Raw genomic sequence first — 17,434 nt, 5'->3', positions numbered from 1 at the left:
TTTTTGATCTGCAACGTGTGATAAAAGTCACTTTGCATAAATGGGTTCCGGCAGATTTTTGCTTCATTAAAAAAAAGATTATGGCAAAGCATCAAATAGAAACGCAATGGATGGGCAAAATGCAATTTAATGCATTGGTAAACGGACACACCATTATTATGGATGGACCTGAAAAAGTGGGTGGCGAAGATAACGGCCCCATTCCCAAACCCTTTGTACTCACGGCGCTCTCGGGTTGTACCGGAATGGACATCGTATCTATGCTGCGCAAGTCAAATACTGAAGTAAAAGAATTAAATATAATCGTAACGGGTGAACTGAGTGCACAACAACCCATTGAATACATCGCGATGCATGTCGCCTACGATTTTAAAGGCGATGAAGCTAACAGTGATGCTGCATTGACTGCTGTAAATCTTTCACAGGAAAAATATTGTGGCGTTAGTCACATGCTTAAAAAAGCATTGCCTGTTACATGGGAAGTAAACTATAACGGCCGGCAGATTTTCAATAACAAATCTGTTGAAGTAATTGCATAGTGGTTACCGGGAATTAATTCAAAACCCTTTCTTTCGGAAGGGTTTTCTTAGTTATTGATTATATCCTATTCCTGCCGCTCCGTGGAAGGTAATAAAGCAAACCGCAATTGATAAAGAATATGGTCAGCGATCCTATAAAAGCGGGAAATGCAATGCCTTTATTATGTTCCAGCGCATTGTTTAGTCCACTATACAGTAACCATATCTGAATGGTTACATTTAAAATCAGCAACACTATTATAGCCAGCATCAGGGTGCTGGTTTTATTGGGATGGGCCTGGCTCTGCGCCCTGCGAAAAGTACTCATAGCTCATAATTTTTTACGCTTGCGAAGGGGCAGCGGTAACAAAAATATCATTTCCCTTCACCTGCACTTCCAACCGGGGAAGGGGCCTTGGCGGCGGGCCCTGCAACACCTCACCAGTCATAGCATCGAACCAACCGTTATGGCAGGGACATTCAATTTTGCCGCTACCCGGTTTATAAAATACCGCACAGGAAAGATGTGTACACTTTTGTTCGTACGCTTTGAATTCACCACTTTCAAGGTGTATCAGAATATAGGGAGTTGAACTTCCTTCCAACACAAATGACCTTGTGCCACCCACCGGCAATTCATGAATACTGCACACCCGGTGCAAACCCATTATTTTTTTGTCAGGAAAAAAAACTGATTTTGCAGCTACGAAAGCGCTACCCGTTGCCAAACCGCCTGATACCAGGCATAAAAATTTTGCAAACTGCCTGCGGGTTACTTCGGTGGTCTCTGATTGGCTGATGGGAAAATCATTTTTCCAATCCAGGTTTTTCTCTTTCTTATCAGGCATATTAACTTTTGTTCAATTACTATAATAAAATCGTTCTGTAATCATCGTCAGTCAACCTTCAGCATGGTTGATCCGGCAGGCATCATGATATTCACTTTGGTTTTTACTTCCAGTTTTCCGAACTGGAAAGTATTTACCGGCACACTGTTTGGCCGCATCTTCCTCATTTCTTCCCTGGTACCATAATACAAGGCCTGGCTGGGACACACGGTAGCGCACATGGGTTTTTTACCGGCACTGGTGCGGTCATAACACATGTTGCACTTCATCATCATGTCGTATTTCTCTTCCTTGATGGGCACACCAAAAGGACATGCCATTACACAGTTTGAACAACCAATGCACCGGGCTGAATTAGCGGTATGCACTACGCCAAACTCATCTTTGCTGATGGCATCTGCCGGACATACATTGGCGCATACGGGATCGTCGCAATGCATACACACCTGCACAGTGGTTTGTATAGTCACCGCCCTCTCAACATAGTTCACGTGTATCATGGACTGCTGACCGTTTGTTTCACATTCGGCGCAGGCGGCTTCGCAGGCTTTGCAGCCAATACAACGCTGCATATCCACAAAAAATTCCATCTCAGTTTTGTAATAAGAAGGTAACATGCGATTATTTTTAATTGTGGATCAACATTAAATACTATTATAAGCATTCGCTTCCTGCGGTGACGGTGCCTCCTTTCGTAAGGGTACCAACTGGCAGGCGCACACTTTAAACTCTGGTATTTTTGAAATAGGGTCCAGCGTTCCGGGAGTCAATTGGTTAGCCGATTTACGGCCAGGCCAGTGGTAGGGAATGAAGACCGTGTCCCTGCGAATAGTTTCCACAATATTAGCCGGAAATTCAGCCTCTCCCCTTCGGGTAATCACTTTCACCAGTTCCCGCTGGGTGATGCCATATTTAGCGGCCAGCTCAGGATGTATTTCCAGTAATGGCTCGGGATATTGATTTACCAATTTGCCAATGCGCCTCGTTTGTGTTCCACTAAGGTATTGCGATACCACCCTGCCGGTGGTAAGCACAACCGGGTATGCTGAATCCGTTACTTCACCGGGATCTTTATATACCACAGGGTTGAAATGGGCTTTGCCATCCGCCGTTGCAAACTTTTTATCTTCCCATAATCGTGGTGTGCCGGGGTGATCAACAGATGGACATGGCCAGAATATGCCCATGTTTTTTTCGATCTTTTCGTATGTTATGCCATAATAATCAGCCGTTCCACCTTTGGAAGCTTCTCTGAGTTCATTAAAAATTTCTTCACTGTTGTTATACGTGAATTTGTCGCCGGCCCCCAGGCGTTTTGCCAACTCCAGAATAATGGAGGTATCGGTGCGGGCATGTTTAGGCGGTGTAACTGCCTGGCGTATACGGGTCACTCTGCCTTCGGCGGTAGTTACAGTTCCTTCTTCTTCCTCATGCAGCGATCCGGGAAATATAATATCTGCATGACGGGCTGTTTCGTTCAGAAAAAAATCTATGGTTGCATAAAATTCCAGCTTCTCAAATGCTTCCCGTACAAAATTATTATTGGGTAATGATACCAATGGATTGAAACAAAGTGATATCAACCCTTTTATCTCCCCATGGTGAATGGCTTCAATAAGCTCATAGGCAGTGTATCCGGCCCCTGGCATTTCTTTTTCATCAATTCCCCAAACACCGGCAATATATTTTCGATGTTCAGGATTATTAATATCCCGGTTGCCCGGCAATTGGTCGCATTTGTGACCATGCTCCCTTCCACCCTGGCCGTTACCCTGCCCCGTAATAGTGGCGTAACCACAGTAAGGTTTGCCAATCCTTCCGGTAGCCAGTACCAGGTTGATGCAACCCAATACATTGTCAACACCTTTTGAATGGTGTTCAATGCCTCTTGCATGCAATAAAAAACTGGTAGCTGCTTTCCCCCACCACTCAGCTGCAGTGATAATTTTTTCTTTGGCAATGCCGGTTACCTGTTCTGCCCATTCCGGTGAATAATCTTTTACGGCATCGATCGTTTGCTGAAAGCCGCTTGTATGGTTATTGATGAAATCATGGTCAAGCATATCTTTTTCAACCAGGTACCGGAGCATAGCCCCATAAAGGGCGGAGTCTGTTCCCGGTCGTATGTCTAAATGTAAATCGGCTGTTCGTGCCAGTGGTATTACTCTTGGGTCAACTACAATCAATTTGGCGCCATTGTCCCTTGCCTGCCAGATCCAATGGGTAAGTGTGGGAAATGTTTCGCTTACATTGGCCCCGCACACCATGATCACTTCGGCTTTACTCAGGTCTGAATAATTGTTGGAAGCGCGGTCGAGCCCAAATGCTTTTTTATTGCCGGCGCCGGCGCTTACCATGCAGAGGCGGCCATTATAATCGAGATTGCGGGTTTTAAGAGCCACCCGTGCAAATTTTCCTACGAGATAACTTTTTTCATTGGTGATAGATACCCCTGAAAGCATGGCGAATGCATCGTTGCCATATGTTTGCTGGATACGCTTTATTTCGGATATGGTTTTTTCCATTGAATCTTCCCAACTGACCGGTTTGAAGCCCATGCCTTCTACTCTTTGCAACGGTTCCAGCAACCTGTCCGGATGATTGTTTTGCAAATAACGCTGTACCCCCTTTGGACAAAGTCGGCCTTCATTAAAGGGGAATTCCATCCAGGGATCAAAACCTACTACTTTATTGTTTTTTACCAGCAACTTAATGCCGCACTGCATGCCGCAAAAACAACAGTGCGTTTCCACCACTTTATCAGGCTCATCTCTTCCCGCGTAACCCTCCTGTGGAGCGAAATTCAAATGAGGCCCGAATTGCTCAATGATTTTTTCTGCCGTTACTGGTAATTTAGCCATGAGTATTTATTTCAACTTATTGTTGTATACATTTCTTATCCAAAAAACTTTCCACTTTCTTCACGGGCTTTGAGGTGTGCCTTTGCTAAGGCCGATCTTTTTCCTTCGGGGCTCAGGTCAAGATGTGAACTGCCATCCTCCAGGGTAAAATCAAAACCCAGTTCTTTTGTTACGGTTTTTAAATCGTTTACATGCATTTGGGTGGTGAATGGTTTATGTGTATGCGGACATATGGCCATTCCCTTCTTTTCTCCTTCCTTTTTATACAAATGGGCGCCGATCTGGGCGGGCCTTTGTATGATGTGAAAAAACTTCCCAAAAGGGATCCATATCAGAAACAGGATAACGGTAACGGCATGGGTCACTGCCATAAATTCATACGTCTTGCCTTTTAGAAATTCATAATCATAGGTAAGCCCCAGCCCTGTAACCGAAATACCTATCAGCAGGATCAGCGGCAACCAGTCGCCTTCAAAAGTTTGAGTGGCTATCTGTCCGGCGTGAGTCAACCTGCGGCGCATAAATAATAAGCAGCCGATGATCACCAGCCAGGAACACCAGTTGAGTATATGGAAAATAAAAAACGCGATCCATGATCCCAGTTTAAACTCCATTACTTTAAAACCGAATACATGAGCTTCGTAATAGTTGGTATCTGCGGGATTAATGCTGGTGGCAGGATTCATGGTAAAATGTATCCAGCCCAGGGTGAGCGGGATAGTAACGGAAAAAGCCAGCAGGCAGCCGGTCGCCAGCAGAAAATGCCCCCACCATCGTGCCTTACCGCGAGGATAAATAAACCGTTGAAATGCGATGTTGCGAACCAGTTTTTGAACCGATAAACCGGCATACTCCAAAAAACTTTTTGAAAAAAGCAATTGCCATCCCCGTTTAAAATACATCCAGGTAGGCGGTCGTTGCAGCCATACGCAATAACGATAAATAATTCCAAACAGGGCGAACACCGTACCAAATAAATAAGCGATTAATGCCGCATCAAAATTTTGCAATTTACGGGACCCATAAAAAACAAGCGCTACCACTATAATGCAACAGGATAATGCGGTAATAAAAGCAATTCTATTCAACCGAAATTTCATGCCCGTATAATAAAAGTGAACAAAATTGAATCAGGAAAGCACCTAAAAATATGATTTAAATAATATTTTTAATCAAAATTGAACAATGAAAGTTCCATAAAATATGATGTGTGTCATATTTTTAGCATGACAGATATCATGCCTGTAGAAAATTATGGCCAATACTTTTACAGCAACAGCGCACATATAGCCATCACCTGAATAAGCACTTCTCAAAAATATATTAAATCACAACGAATTTTTTAACTGTATGGTCAACTCACTATCACCAACAGCGCACCGCATATTACTTTTCAATACTCTTGCATTTGTTGTTTGCTTTGCCGGCTGGATGTTGAATGGCGTACTGGTAACTTACCTGGTAGATGCCGGTATTTTTAACTGGAGTCTGGTAGAAGTTGGATGGCTGTTGGGTGTGCCCGTGCTCACAGGATCGTTGATGCGGCTGCCTATGGGCATACTTACCGACAGGATAGGCGGCAAGTGGGTGTTCACTGCTTTATTACTGGGCTGTTCAGTGCCCATGTTTCTTTTATCAAAGGCTAATAGTTATGGCGCTTTTTTGGCCCTGAGTTTTTTCTTTGGGTTGTTAGGCACCAGTTTTTCCATCGGCGTTGGGTTTACATCGGTGTGGTACCCCAAAAACTGGCAGGGCAGGGCGTTGGGATTGTTCGGATTGGGCAATATTGGTTCTGCACTTACCACCCTGTTGGCGCCTTCCTTATTAAAATCATTAACCGGCAATGGTGCCAACCCCGAAGGCTGGCGGCGGTTACCTGTTATATATGCTGTTGCTTTAGTCGTTATCGGCATCCTTTTTCTTGTATTCACAAAAAATAAAAAGCCTGAATCATCAGATAAGACCCTGCTTAAATTATTACAGCCCCTGAAAAACGTACGGGTGTGGCGGTTTGGTTTGTATTATTTTTTAGCCTTTGGTTGTTTTGTCACTTTCTCACAGTGGCTGCTACCCTATTTTGTAAACGTGTATAATGTAAACCTGATCACTGCGGGTTTTCTGGCATCGGCCTTTAGCCTGCCGGCAGGTGCTTTCAGGGCCGTGGGTGGGTGGCTTTCTGATAAATATGGCGCCCGAAGAGTGATGTATTGGGTATTGGGTAGTTCTGTTGCGTTAAGCTTTTTGCTGATTATTCCACGTATGGAAATTTACTCTCCCGGTACCGGCATTATGGCAACGCAGGCCGGGACCGTTACGCTGGTTTCAGATTCGGTTATACAGGTAGATCAAAAACAATATCCTATTATACAAAAGAGCCGCAAATTTGAGCAAACAGACAGGGAAGCGCTGATATTACCAGCGAAAGATGTATGGCAGGAACCCATGGTAAAGCAGGGCGATAAAGTGGCTAAAAAACAATTGCTGGCCCAGGGTACCACCATGATTTTCTTCAATGCCAATATGTGGGTGCTTGTGGCCATCATCATTTTAATTGGCGCTTGTTGGGGCATTGGCACGGCCGCTGTGTTTAAGCATATACCGGAATATTTTCCTAACGAAATTGGCGCAGTAGGAGGCATGGTGGGCATGATCGGCGGGCTTGGAGGGTTTGTTGGTCCTATTCTGTTTGGTTATCTTTTAAACCTAACCGGGTTATGGACGAGCTCCTGGATGTTTGTGTGCCTGCTATCTTGTACCTGCTTAATTTGGATGCATCAGGTTATTACAAATATGATGAAAAAAGAAGCACCGCAACTGGCGGACAAATTTGAAAAAATGCCGCGTTGATCGAAAAAAGCCATGCGCATCAGGAATGATACCAGGGATTATACTTTTAAATCATATAAACCCTTTCTTTCCGAAGGGTTTTTTATTTTTATAAAAGAAACTTTCAAAAAGTAAATGACAAAGCAGGAAGCAATAAAAGACCTTGTTCAAATCCCCGGAGTTGGTAAATCCTTGGCTACCGACCTTTGGAATATTGGTATTACAAAAATTTCTGACCTCAAAGAAAAAGACCCGGAATTGCTTTACGACCTTTCAAATCGTTTTGCAGGTGTAGTTCAGGACCGTTGTGTACTGTATGTTTTTAAATGTGCAGTATATTATGCCAACACACCAAAAGAACAACACGAAACCGAAAAACTGAAATGGTGGAATTGGAAAGATAAAAAATGACTGCATCCCTCAAAACGGATGCAGCAGGGCAATACCTATAGCGCCATTTTGATACGTTGGTAATATAATTGTTGAAACAGTATGTTTTCCGGAAATAACCCGTTTCACAAAAGGATAAATATAATAGGCGAGGTTGGTTGATAGTATACCTGTTCCTGCGCCGGCTATCACATCACTCAGCCAGTGTTTGTTATTATACATTCTCATAAAACCGGTTGTTGCCGCCATAAGATATCCGGCCACACCATACCAGGGCGATTCATCCCAATATTCACGTCGCAGCAACTCAGCTCCTGCAAATGCGTTCGATGTATGCCCCGAGGGAAATGACTGGTTGCTTTCGCCATTTGGCCTGGTTTCATCGCTTATCTTTTTTATTGAAGCCACCAATGAACTTTGAATAAGGGTAGCAATGCCGCCAATAAAAATACGGTCTGTATAACTGTGCTGTGCATGCACGCCGGCCAGGCTCAATGCAAAAACAGAAGCAGCCGGCGCCCATTGAAGATAATTATCAATATGCACCTGCTTATGGGGCGTTTCATTCCATATCTCGTCTTTTACTTCGTAATTCCATGCCTGTAGCTGGTCGCTTTTGAGGGCAATGATACCATACGTAATCATAATGCCCGAAGCAACAACCGGCTGCCAGTGTAAACGTGGTTTTTCAATAATTACCGGCTGCCGCATATTTAAAGTGCTGTCGGTTGCTGGTGCTATGCCGGTGTTTTGTGATGAAGCGTTGAGAAAACAAGGCAGTATGCCTATGAGCAGCATAGTTTGCTTTAATAGCATGGTTTTGTTTTTTTGATAAGCAAAGGTGTGGTCCCTGCCCCCCTATTATTCTTTCATGCCCCCGTTTTTATACAGATAATAGGCCGTTTGGTAACTGGCAATGGCTTTTTTGGTCAACACCGGATCTGCGGTTATTGCTTTTTGTTCATCGGTTTGCTTATTCCAGGCGCTTGTTGCTACATGTTGCTGCGGACTCAAAATAACAAGGCTATCGTGTTGCAGATATCCAAGCTTTTGATAAGTAGCTACCCATGCGCGTGGCTGATAGCCCGGTATCAGCACATTGCGGCCATACCAGGCAGATTCATATTGCCAGTTCAGCAAACCAAATAAAGTAGCAAAAAGGTCAATCTGCGAACATTGTTCAGTAATTAACCGGCCTCTGTCTGGTTCAAGATTATAAATGATGCAGGGGATATGGTATTTTGAAACATTAATTTCATTTTTACCGGCACTGCTGGCGCAATGATCGGCTACAAAAATGACTACCGTGTTATTAAACCAGGGCTTTGAGCGTATTTTTTTAAGAAATTCGCCAATGGCATAATCGGTATACTTTACAGCGCCCTCCCGGCCCGAACCTGATTGAATATCGATCTTTCCTTCGGGATAGGTATATGGCCTGTGATTGGAAGTGGTCATTACGAAATCAAAAAAAGATTGCTGCCGGCTGTATTGCAAATCGGCATCACGAATAACCGCATCGTACAGGTCTTCATCACAAATACCCCAGGCATTTTTAAAATGAATGTATTGATCGGCAATGATAGTACGCGTTGTGTTCAGGTGTTCACCGGGCACCAGGCGTGCGCCTTTATCGATAATATCAAATCCGTTATTGCCAAAGAAATTGTTCATGTTATCAAAATATCCGTCACCACCATAGAAAAAGCCTCTTTTATATCCCGCCTTTTTAAATATGTGGCCAACAGAAAACAAATGGTCATTGTCATTTCTGCGTACAATACTATTACCAGGTGTTGGCGGCACACATAAAGTCAGGGCTTCCATTCCCCGAACAGTACGGGTACCGGTTGCATACATATCGGTAAATAAAATGCTTTTGTTGGACAGAGAATCAAGCACAGGAGTAAGCCCCTGCGTGTTGCCAAAATGTTGCATAAAATCGGCACTGAAACTTTCAATGGTTACCAGTATTACATTAGGCTGACGGGCAACACCCTGATTTTTGATCATCCGCCTGATGCTTGTTTGCGGGCCGGTAAATTGAGTAACAGCATCCTGCAATTGATCCTTAACTATTTTAAAGGCAGTGACCTCATCTTCTTTTACATAAAAATCATAGTAGTTCAGTTCGTTGTTTTTGAAGGCGGCAAAAAATGAAAAGATGCCTGATTTTGCCAGTTCGTTCCGGTACCGGTTGCTGCCTGTATCGGCCCAGGTATTGGATACAAAAAAATAACCGGCCAGGGTAACTGCTAACAGGGTACCTGTTAATAATAACCGGTTTTTAAAACTGGTTTTGGCATGAAAACTCTGGTAAAAAATCTTCCTTTTATAAAAGATAAAAATAACCAGCCCGGTAAGCAACACCATTCCACTGATCAGCCAGGGCAAGGGATACGATTGGTTGATGTTATTGATCACCTCGAACGTATACACCAGGTAGTCTACAGCTATAAAATTAAACCGGCTTTCAAATTCATCCCAAAACACAAACTCGGCAAAAAAAGAGAACATTATGATCAGCACAACTATAAAAAAGCAGATATATGTAATTATTCTGTTTATGGTTGAATTATTCCACCGTTCCGGCAGCAACAACAGGTATAAGGCATATGCTGTGCTAAAGAAAAGAGCTACCATGGTATCGAAAACAAGTCCTTTTCCATAAATGCTAAAAAGCGACAGAAAAGTGATATTAGCCTTGTGAAACGACAACACCAATAAGATAGTTCTTGTTAAAAAAGAAATGAGCAGGAAAAACAGGATAAAATAAAAAAGGATCGAATATCTTGTTCTGGCTATAGTCATAAGTTAGTAAATCGGGCAAAATAGAGGGCAAATCTGAAGAAAATCTGAAGCGAATGTTGATCGCCGCCCCTACCCTCCTGGTCTTCAATATTTCACCAGATTTCCCGTATAGCTTGCTATTAATATGGTGGCAGGTTGTTAAAAGTGATAATAGAGTCCTTACTGCTGTTTCGTTTTTATAGCATAGTTACATCCCTTTCCGGCCAGAGGTCTGATTTTTGAATGCAAAAAGAATAGAATTGAATTGATAAGCAATGGAGGCAGTAAAATTCCGGCAAAAAACAGGCATTGGTTCTTACTTTCTAAGAACGGGTACCGTTATACTGGTGTGTCTGATTTCATTAGGGGTATCGGCCCAGTATAACAACACGCTTGATTATTACCTGGGTTATGCTATAAAGAACAGTCCGTTAATTAAAGATTTTCAAAACCAGGCATTATCCTTTTCGCTCGATAGCCAGATTGTACGGGCCACCTTGCGGCCCCAGGTAAGCGCCAACAGCAACAACCTGTATGCGCCTGTTATTAATGGAGTTGGTTATGATGAGGTGATAACGAATCAGGGACAGTTATCGGGAATGCTTTCGGTTAATAAAACATTTTTGGGCAGAAGAAGTATAACCACGCAGATCGCCAGCTTTCAAATACAGGCGCAAACGGCCTCCAACAACATCAGACTAACCGAACAGGATATCAAAAAAGCGATCACTGATCAATATGTTACCGCCTTTGGCGACTGGATGCAGTTACAATTCAACCAGGAAATTAATGGTCTTTTAGCCAGGGAAGATACCCTGTTGAAAAAGCTCACGCAAAGCAATGTGTTCAAACAGGCCGATTACCTGGCATTTGCTGTTACAAAGCAGCAACAATTGCTTACCACATCGCAACTTGAAATACAATACGCCAATGACTATGCTACCCTCAATTACCTGGCCGGTATACCAGATACACTGGAAGCAACGCCATTGCAGGATCCGCAGCTTACATTGAATGTTTTGCCCGATTATACTTCATCAGCATTTTACCGGCAATATATTCTCGATAGCCTGAAGCTCAGGAATGACAGAGCGCTGATTGACATAAACTACCGGCCAAAGATCAATGCCTTTGCCGATGCAGGGTATAATTCCAGTCTTACCATTCAACCTGCTAAAAACTGGGGCGCCAGTATTGGCTTAAACCTTACGGTACCCATATATGATGGACGGCAAAGAAAATTTCAGTATGAAAAAATCAACCTGCAGGAAAAAACACGACTGGCAAAAAGAGATTATTTTATCAACCAGCGCCAGCAACAGATATTCCAGCTAATGCAGCAGTTACGATCAACCGAAAAACTTATCAGCGACATTAATCAGCAGATCAGGTATACCGACACACTTATTACTGTAAATGAAAAGCTGCTGGGCACAGGCGATATACGGGTAACCGATTTTATATTGTCGCTTACCAATTATTTTAATGCCAGGTACCTTGTCACTCAAAATTATATTAATCGTTTAAAAATTATCAACCAGCTTAACTACTGGAACAGGTAATACGGATTGTATATGATTAAATTGGTTTTATATTTTTTATTAGCCGTTTTTATTGCTTCCTGCGGCCAGCAGCAGGCGTCAGAAACCGATGCTCAGGAGCCCCCGGTGATTACTCCTGTAACGGCTACTACTATTAATACCGGGCCTATGGTCGAATACATTGAACTGAATGCCACTTCGGCCTTTATACAAAAGAGCGTTGTAAAAGCCAGTGCCAATGGCTATCTGCAAACAGTAAATGCGGTGTTGGGAAAAACAATTTCGGCAGGCGGCGAATTGTTTGTACTGAAAACAAAAGAAGCCCAAAGTATTGGCAATACCATCAATTCGCTGGATTCTACTTTTAAGTTTTCAGGTCTTATTACTATTCGGGCCGCTATAACAGGTCATATATCAGAAGTAAACCATCAAAAAGGCGATTATGTGCAGGAAGGTGAACAACTGGCGGTTATCAATAATGTGAACAGCTTTGTGTTTGTATTGAATCTTCCCTATGAACTACGGCCCTATGTTTTAGGAAAAAGAAACGTTCAGTTAAAATTACCCGATGGCCAGTCGCTGAGCGGAACAATAACTGAAATAACAGCCATGGTTGATTCTGCTTCGCAAACACAAAATATTTTTATAAAAGTAAACCAGCAACAGTTACCGGTGAACCTGGTGGCAAAAGTAACGATCGAAAAAGTGGCAAAGCCCAATGCGGTATCATTGCCAAAACCAGCCGTATTGAGCAACGAAACACAAACCGAATTTTGGGTAATGAAAATAATAGATAGCGCTACGGCAGTGAAAGTGCCCGTTACAAAGGGTCTCGAAACCAACGACCGGGTCGAGATCGTTTCACCAAAATTTTCAGCAACGGATAAGTTTCTGTTAACCGGTAATTATGGATTACCCGATACGGCAAAGATTAAAATAGTGAACCAGTAAAAATTGCTACAGGTGAACAACTTTTTTCTCTCTTATAAAAACCCGATCATCGTTTTGCTGGTGCTCACCATCACCGGTGGTATTTTTATCTACACAAAATTACAAACCTCATTATTTCCTGAAATTACCTTTCCCAAGATCAAGATCATTGCCGATGCCGGGTTACAGCCTGTTGATAAAATGATGGTAACGGTAACCAGGCCAATGGAAAATGCCATCAAACAGGTGCCCGATCTGCAAATGATTCGTAGTACAACAAGTCGCGGCAGTTGCGAAATATCGGCCTTTTTGAACTGGAATGCCAATATCGATATCAGTCAGCAACGGATTGAATCAAAATTAGCTGAGATCAGGAATCAGCTGCCACCCGAAGTGCAGATCAACGTGGCGCGTATGAATCCTTCTATTCTTCCGGTAATGGGATATTCGCTTGAAAGCAACACGCGATCGCCTATTGAATTAAAGTTCATTGCCAATTATACGGTAAAGCCTTTTTTATCGCAGGTCAATGGCGTATCAGAGATCAGGGTCACCGGCGGCAAAACAAAAGAATACTGGCTTCAGTTGAATGTACAGAAAATGAGTACGCTTTCTGTAACACCCGACCAGATTAATACGGCATTAAGCCAGTCGAACTTTATTAAATCGAACGGCTTTCTGTCCGACTATCGCTATTTGTATCTTACCGTAACAGATGCAACGGTACACAACAAAGACGAACTGGAGCAGATTGTAATAAAAAATGATGGTAAACGAATTGTAACGCTAAAAGATATTGCCGATATACAGATAAATGGCGCCATAGAATATATTAAGATCAATGCCAATGGCAGGGATGGGGTATTGGTGGCAGTGGTTAAACAACCCAATGCCAATCTGGTCGACCTGTCGAACCAGATCGAACAAAAGATCGTTGAGCTGAAAAAAATCCTTCCCTCCGATGTACGCATAGTTCCCTATTACATACAGGCCGATTTTGTAAAAGATTCTATTCGCAGCGTAACAGACAGTTTATGGATCGGACTGGTGCTGGCCATTATTGTAGCCATCATTTTTTTACGGTCGCTAAAAGCCAGTACTACGTTGCTGATCACCATTCCCATAACCCTATGCCTTACCCTGATTGTGTTGTATGCAATAGGCTATACGTTTAATATAATGACCCTGGGCGCCATAGCTGCGGCCATTGGGTTGATTATTGATGATGCCATTGTGGTGGTAGAGCAAATTCATCGCACCCATGAAGAACATCCCGACGAACCCAGCACCACGCTGGTGCAAAAAGCAATTCATTATCTTTTTCCTGCCATGCTGGGTTCATCGGTAAGCACCATTGTGATTTTTATTCCATTTTTACTGATGACCGGCGTTGCCGGCGCTTACTTCAGTGTAATGACCAATACCATGATCATTACACTCATTTGTTCATTCTTTGTAACCTGGATCGGTTTGCCTGTGGTGTATTTGCTACTTACAAAAAATAATGGCAGCGCGGCTGCACAACGGATCAGACCTCACGGTGTAAAAACACAAAGATGGGTTTCATTCTTTATCAGAAGACCTTATATCAGTATCATTATCGTAGTGGTGCTGATTGGTTTAATTGCATTTCTGCTTCCGCAACTCGAAACCGGTTTCCTGCCCGAAATGGATGAAGGCAGCATTGTACTCGATTACACGTCGCCACCGGGTACTTCGCTCGATGAAACCGATCGTGAATTGCACCAGGTAGAAAAGATACTCGCTACTATACCCGAAGTGCAGGCCTACTCGCGCAGAACCGGAACGCAAATGGGATTTTTTATTACAGAACCTAACAGTGGTGATTATCTTATTCAGTTAAAAAAGAAAAGAGACAGAACTACGGATGATGTAATTGCTGATATTCGAAAAAAAATAGAAAGCTCTCAGCCCGAATTGCGTGTTGACTTTGGGCAGGTGATTGGTGATATGCTGGGCGATTTAATGACCTCTGTTCAGCCGGTTGAAATAAAGATATTTGGCGATAATCAAAAAAAATTACAACAATTAAGCAGCCAGGTTGCCGACAAAATATCCAATGTTCCCGGCACAGCCGATGTATTCAATGGAATAGTGATTGCCGGTCCATCTATCAGCATTCAACCCGATTATGCAAAACTGGCGCAATTTGGTCTTACAGCTGCCAACTTTCAATACCAGTTACAAACTTCGCTCGAAGGAAATATTGTTGGTAATTTATTTGAAAAAGAGCAATATTCAGCTATCAGGCTGGTATATCCCGGCAACAGAAAGCTCAGTACGGGTGATATCAACAACCTGAAAATATTTTTACCCGATGGTCGGTTAAAACCCTTTTCAGCATTGGCCCGTGCAAGCGTTAATTCGGGTGATGCAGAAATACAAAGAGAAAACCTGCAATCGATGGGGGTAGTAACGGCCCGCCTCGAAAACCGCGACCTGGGAAGTGTAATGAAAGACATACAGAAGAAGCTGGCTGCCGAGGTGCAACTTCCGCAGTCTTATGATATTCAGTATGGCGGCTCCTATGCCGAGCAGCAGCAATCGTTCAATGAGTTGCTGATGATACTGATTACATCCAGTTTACTGGTGTTTGCAGTAATTCTTTTCCTGTTCAGAAGCTTTTGGGTAGCGTTGCTTATTTTGGGTATTGCCGTTTTAGGCATATCAGGAAGTTATCTGGCATTGTACCTTACACATACACCACTGAATGTAGGAAGTTATACGGGTCTTATTATGATTGTGGGAATAATTGGTGAAAATGCAGTATTCACATTTCTGCAATTCAGGGAATCGTTACATGAAAAAAATGCAGATGATTCTATTATCTATTCTATCTCAACCCGATTGCGTCCCAAATTAATGACAGCACTCGGAGCCATTATTGCGCTTATGCCGCTGGCGTTAGGTATTGGCACCGGCGCCCAGTTGCACCAGCCCTTAGCCATTGCAGTGATCGGCGGATTTTTAATTGCGTTGCCCCTGTTACTGGTTGTATTACCAACAGGCATACGACTTATTTATAAAGATAAAAGACAATTTGTATGAGTAGATTTTAACCGTAATAAAAAATTCTATTCAACTATGTTACTTCAATATTTCTTCAGAATAAGGATGTTAATTGCTTAAAACAATTTATTAACCTTAAAAATGCACCGATGAAAAGAAGTATTTTTCTTACGCTTGCCGCCGGCATCTTATTCAGCACATTTAGTTACGCACAAAAGCTATCTGAAAGTAAAGTGCCTGCAGCGGTAAAAGCCGCTATGGCAAAGAAATACCCGGGTATTACAAAAATAACCTGGACAATGGAAGAGAAGGATTTTGAATCAGAGTTCAAAAAAGACGGCAACGAAATGAGCGCTGTTTTCGATCCCTCCGGAACATGGAAAGAAACTGAAACGGCTATTGCCTTTACTGCATTGCCACAACCGGTTAAGCAGTACATCGACCAACACCTGAAAGGCCGGAAAATAAAAGAGACAGCGATCATTAACAAAGCCGATGGCAGTGTGGTATATGAAGCAGAAGCCAATAGTACAGACTACGTGTTTGATTCCAATGGTAAATTGATTAAAACTGAAAAGGAAGGAAAAGCAGAAAAAGAAAAAGATTAATAACAGCTATCCCAATCAAATTTTATTCTTATGAAACGGACTTTTAATGTTGTACAGGTAATCTTATTTGTTATAGTTGCCAATAGCTGTAAGGCGCAGCCTGGGGCCGGCGTTCATTTATCAACTACTTTTCATATAGCCGGTTCCGGTGGCTGGGATTACCTGTCATTGCAGCCTAATTCCAATAAACTATATGTATCGCATGGAACGCAGGTGAACATTGTTGATAAATCAACAGGCGATTCAATAGCCGTTATTCCCAACACAACCGGCGTACATGGTATTACTTTCGTACCCGCAGTAAAGAAAGGATATACCAGTAATGGCCGGTTAAATACACTTACTGTATTTGACTTGCAAACAAACGCTGTTATTGGGCAGGTAGCCGTAGGGCAAAATCCTGATGCCATTATTTACGACGACTATTCGAAACGGGTGATTGTTTGCAATGGACGTAGTCATGATGTAAGCGTTGTTGATCCTGCGAGCGATAAAGCAGTGGCTACTGTTGACGTTGGCGGTAAACCCGAAGAAGTCGTAAGCAATGGAGCGGGAAAGCTATATGTTAATATCGAAAACAAAAACGAGATCGTAGCCATCGATGCCAACAGCTTTAAGGTAACGGATCACTGGCCGCTGGGGTCGGGCGAAGCGCCTACCGGCCTGGCATTCGACAAAGCAACCAACCGTTTATTTTCGGGTTGCAGCGATAATAAAATGCTGATTGTAATGGATGCTGCGAACGGTAAGGTAGTTGCCTCGTTACCGATAGGAGCAGATTGCGATGGGGTAGCATTTGATGCCGGACACAATTATATCTTTGCTTCCGCTGCCGATGGAACATTAACAGTAATAAAGGAAAACTCAAAAGACAGTTTTAATAAGATAGCCACGGTTACTACAAAAAAAGGCGCCAGAACCATTGCGATCGATGCAACCACGCATAAGATTTATTTGCCAACGGCCGAATTTGAAGCCGCTGCAACAGCCAATGCACGACCGGCCATTGTTCCCAATACCTTTCAGGTGCTGGTATTGGAATACTGATAAGGGATGATATGCCTAAAAACTCACGAGGCAGCCTCAATTGAG

General features: G+C 42.9%; 15 protein-coding genes. 8 read left to right on the top strand and 7 right to left on the bottom strand.

Annotation, left to right across the window (positions count from 1 at the left end):
• The first annotated feature begins 80 nt into the window (after positions 1-80).
• Complete coding sequence (locus tag AC59IL_RS32420; protein ID WP_496556406.1) at positions 81-539, top strand: OsmC family protein; 459 nt, start codon at positions 81-83, stop codon at positions 537-539.
• Positions 540-597: 58 nt separating this feature from the next.
• Here the strand turns inward: AC59IL_RS32420 and AC59IL_RS32415 are convergent, their stop codons facing one another.
• From AC59IL_RS32415 to AC59IL_RS32395, 5 genes are read right to left on the bottom strand one after another with little or no spacing between them, the layout of a single operon-like run.
• Positions 598-846: a DUF6755 family protein gene (locus AC59IL_RS32415; protein WP_496556405.1), complete on the bottom strand. Its 249-nt coding sequence runs from the start codon at positions 844-846 to the stop codon at positions 598-600.
• A 13-nt stretch (positions 847-859) separates the two neighbouring features.
• The gene (locus AC59IL_RS32410) at positions 860-1,366 is read right to left on the bottom strand and encodes a Rieske (2Fe-2S) protein (protein WP_496556404.1); all 507 of its coding nucleotides are present in this window, start codon (positions 1,364-1,366) and stop codon (positions 860-862) included.
• Positions 1,367-1,413: 47 nt separating this feature from the next.
• Positions 1,414-1,983 (bottom strand): 4Fe-4S dicluster domain-containing protein, encoded by a 570-nt coding sequence (locus AC59IL_RS32405; RefSeq protein ID WP_496556403.1) that lies wholly within the window; start codon positions 1,981-1,983, stop codon positions 1,414-1,416.
• A 27-nt stretch (positions 1,984-2,010) separates the two neighbouring features.
• Positions 2,011-4,227, bottom strand: a complete 2,217-nt coding sequence (locus AC59IL_RS32400) for a molybdopterin oxidoreductase family protein (protein WP_496556402.1) — start codon at positions 4,225-4,227, stop codon at positions 2,011-2,013.
• Between the two features lie 35 nt (positions 4,228-4,262).
• Entirely contained in the window at positions 4,263-5,327 is a 1,065-nt protein-coding gene (locus AC59IL_RS32395) for a hypothetical protein (protein ID WP_496556401.1), read from the bottom strand.
• A gap of 250 nt (positions 5,328-5,577) precedes the next feature.
• Here AC59IL_RS32395 and AC59IL_RS32390 point away from each other — a divergent pair, with 250 nt between their 5' ends.
• Positions 5,578-7,074, top strand: a complete 1,497-nt coding sequence (locus tag AC59IL_RS32390) for an MFS transporter (protein WP_496556400.1) — start codon at positions 5,578-5,580, stop codon at positions 7,072-7,074.
• Between the two features lie 114 nt (positions 7,075-7,188).
• Positions 7,189-7,464, top strand: coding sequence for a helix-hairpin-helix domain-containing protein (locus AC59IL_RS32385; protein WP_496556399.1), 276 nt, complete (start codon positions 7,189-7,191; stop codon positions 7,462-7,464).
• 9 nt (positions 7,465-7,473) lie between these two features.
• On the opposite strand, the gene AC59IL_RS32380 is transcribed toward AC59IL_RS32385, so the two are convergent.
• Both AC59IL_RS32380 and AC59IL_RS32375 read right to left on the bottom strand, forming a co-directional pair.
• Positions 7,474-8,259 (bottom strand): phosphatase PAP2 family protein, encoded by a 786-nt coding sequence (locus AC59IL_RS32380; RefSeq protein WP_496556398.1) that lies wholly within the window; start codon positions 8,257-8,259, stop codon positions 7,474-7,476.
• A 45-nt stretch (positions 8,260-8,304) separates the two neighbouring features.
• A complete protein-coding gene (locus AC59IL_RS32375) occupies positions 8,305-10,254 on the bottom strand; it encodes an LTA synthase family protein (RefSeq protein ID WP_496556397.1) in 1,950 nt (649 codons plus the stop codon).
• A gap of 254 nt (positions 10,255-10,508) precedes the next feature.
• Between AC59IL_RS32375 and AC59IL_RS32370 the strand changes: the two genes are divergently transcribed.
• The 5 genes from AC59IL_RS32370 (at position 10,509) to AC59IL_RS32350 (ending at position 17,389) form a co-directional block, all read left to right on the top strand.
• Positions 10,509-11,795 carry a TolC family protein gene (locus AC59IL_RS32370; protein WP_496556396.1) on the top strand — a complete coding sequence of 429 codons (1,287 nt, stop codon included), beginning with the start codon at positions 10,509-10,511 and terminating at the stop codon, positions 11,793-11,795.
• Positions 11,796-11,807: 12 nt separating this feature from the next.
• Positions 11,808-12,725, top strand: coding sequence for an efflux RND transporter periplasmic adaptor subunit (locus tag AC59IL_RS32365; RefSeq protein ID WP_496556395.1), 918 nt, complete (start codon positions 11,808-11,810; stop codon positions 12,723-12,725).
• A gap of 12 nt (positions 12,726-12,737) precedes the next feature.
• Entirely contained in the window at positions 12,738-15,773 is a 3,036-nt protein-coding gene (locus tag AC59IL_RS32360; protein WP_496556394.1) for an efflux RND transporter permease subunit, read from the top strand.
• A gap of 110 nt (positions 15,774-15,883) precedes the next feature.
• Complete coding sequence (locus AC59IL_RS32355; protein WP_496556393.1) at positions 15,884-16,342, top strand: PepSY-like domain-containing protein; 459 nt, start codon at positions 15,884-15,886, stop codon at positions 16,340-16,342.
• A gap of 30 nt (positions 16,343-16,372) precedes the next feature.
• A complete protein-coding gene (locus tag AC59IL_RS32350) occupies positions 16,373-17,389 on the top strand; it encodes a YncE family protein (protein ID WP_496556392.1) in 1,017 nt (338 codons plus the stop codon).
• Positions 17,390-17,434 lie beyond the last annotated feature (45 nt).

Source organism: Niastella sp. sgz303648, from assembly GCF_059587045.1.
The sequence above is the reverse complement of the archived record's forward strand: the minus strand, read 5'-3'. Positions and strand labels throughout refer to the sequence as shown.

Bases quoted from the DNA above. Each gene is read 5' to 3' on its own strand.
- AC59IL_RS32395 (WP_496556401.1), bottom strand. From the start codon at position 5,327: ATGAAATTTCGGTTGAATAGAATTGCTTTTATTACCGCATTATCCTGT.
- AC59IL_RS32400 (WP_496556402.1), bottom strand. From the start codon at position 4,227: ATGGCTAAATTACCAGTAACGGCAGAAAAAATCATTGAGCAATTCGGG.
- AC59IL_RS32410 (WP_496556404.1), bottom strand. From the start codon at position 1,366: ATGCCTGATAAGAAAGAGAAAAACCTGGATTGGAAAAATGATTTTCCC.
- AC59IL_RS32415 (WP_496556405.1), bottom strand. From the start codon at position 846: ATGAGTACTTTTCGCAGGGCGCAGAGCCAGGCCCATCCCAATAAAACC.
- AC59IL_RS32390 (WP_496556400.1), top strand. From the start codon at position 5,578: ATGGTCAACTCACTATCACCAACAGCGCACCGCATATTACTTTTCAAT.
- AC59IL_RS32420 (WP_496556406.1), top strand. From the start codon at position 81: ATGGCAAAGCATCAAATAGAAACGCAATGGATGGGCAAAATGCAATTT.
- AC59IL_RS32365 (WP_496556395.1), top strand. From the start codon at position 11,808: ATGATTAAATTGGTTTTATATTTTTTATTAGCCGTTTTTATTGCTTCC.
- AC59IL_RS32385 (WP_496556399.1), top strand. From the start codon at position 7,189: ATGACAAAGCAGGAAGCAATAAAAGACCTTGTTCAAATCCCCGGAGTT.
- AC59IL_RS32355 (WP_496556393.1), top strand. From the start codon at position 15,884: ATGAAAAGAAGTATTTTTCTTACGCTTGCCGCCGGCATCTTATTCAGC.
- AC59IL_RS32370 (WP_496556396.1), top strand. From the start codon at position 10,509: ATGGAGGCAGTAAAATTCCGGCAAAAAACAGGCATTGGTTCTTACTTT.
- AC59IL_RS32405 (WP_496556403.1), bottom strand. From the start codon at position 1,983: ATGTTACCTTCTTATTACAAAACTGAGATGGAATTTTTTGTGGATATG.
- AC59IL_RS32380 (WP_496556398.1), bottom strand. From the start codon at position 8,259: ATGCTATTAAAGCAAACTATGCTGCTCATAGGCATACTGCCTTGTTTT.
- AC59IL_RS32350 (WP_496556392.1), top strand. From the start codon at position 16,373: ATGAAACGGACTTTTAATGTTGTACAGGTAATCTTATTTGTTATAGTT.
- AC59IL_RS32375 (WP_496556397.1), bottom strand. From the start codon at position 10,254: ATGACTATAGCCAGAACAAGATATTCGATCCTTTTTTATTTTATCCTG.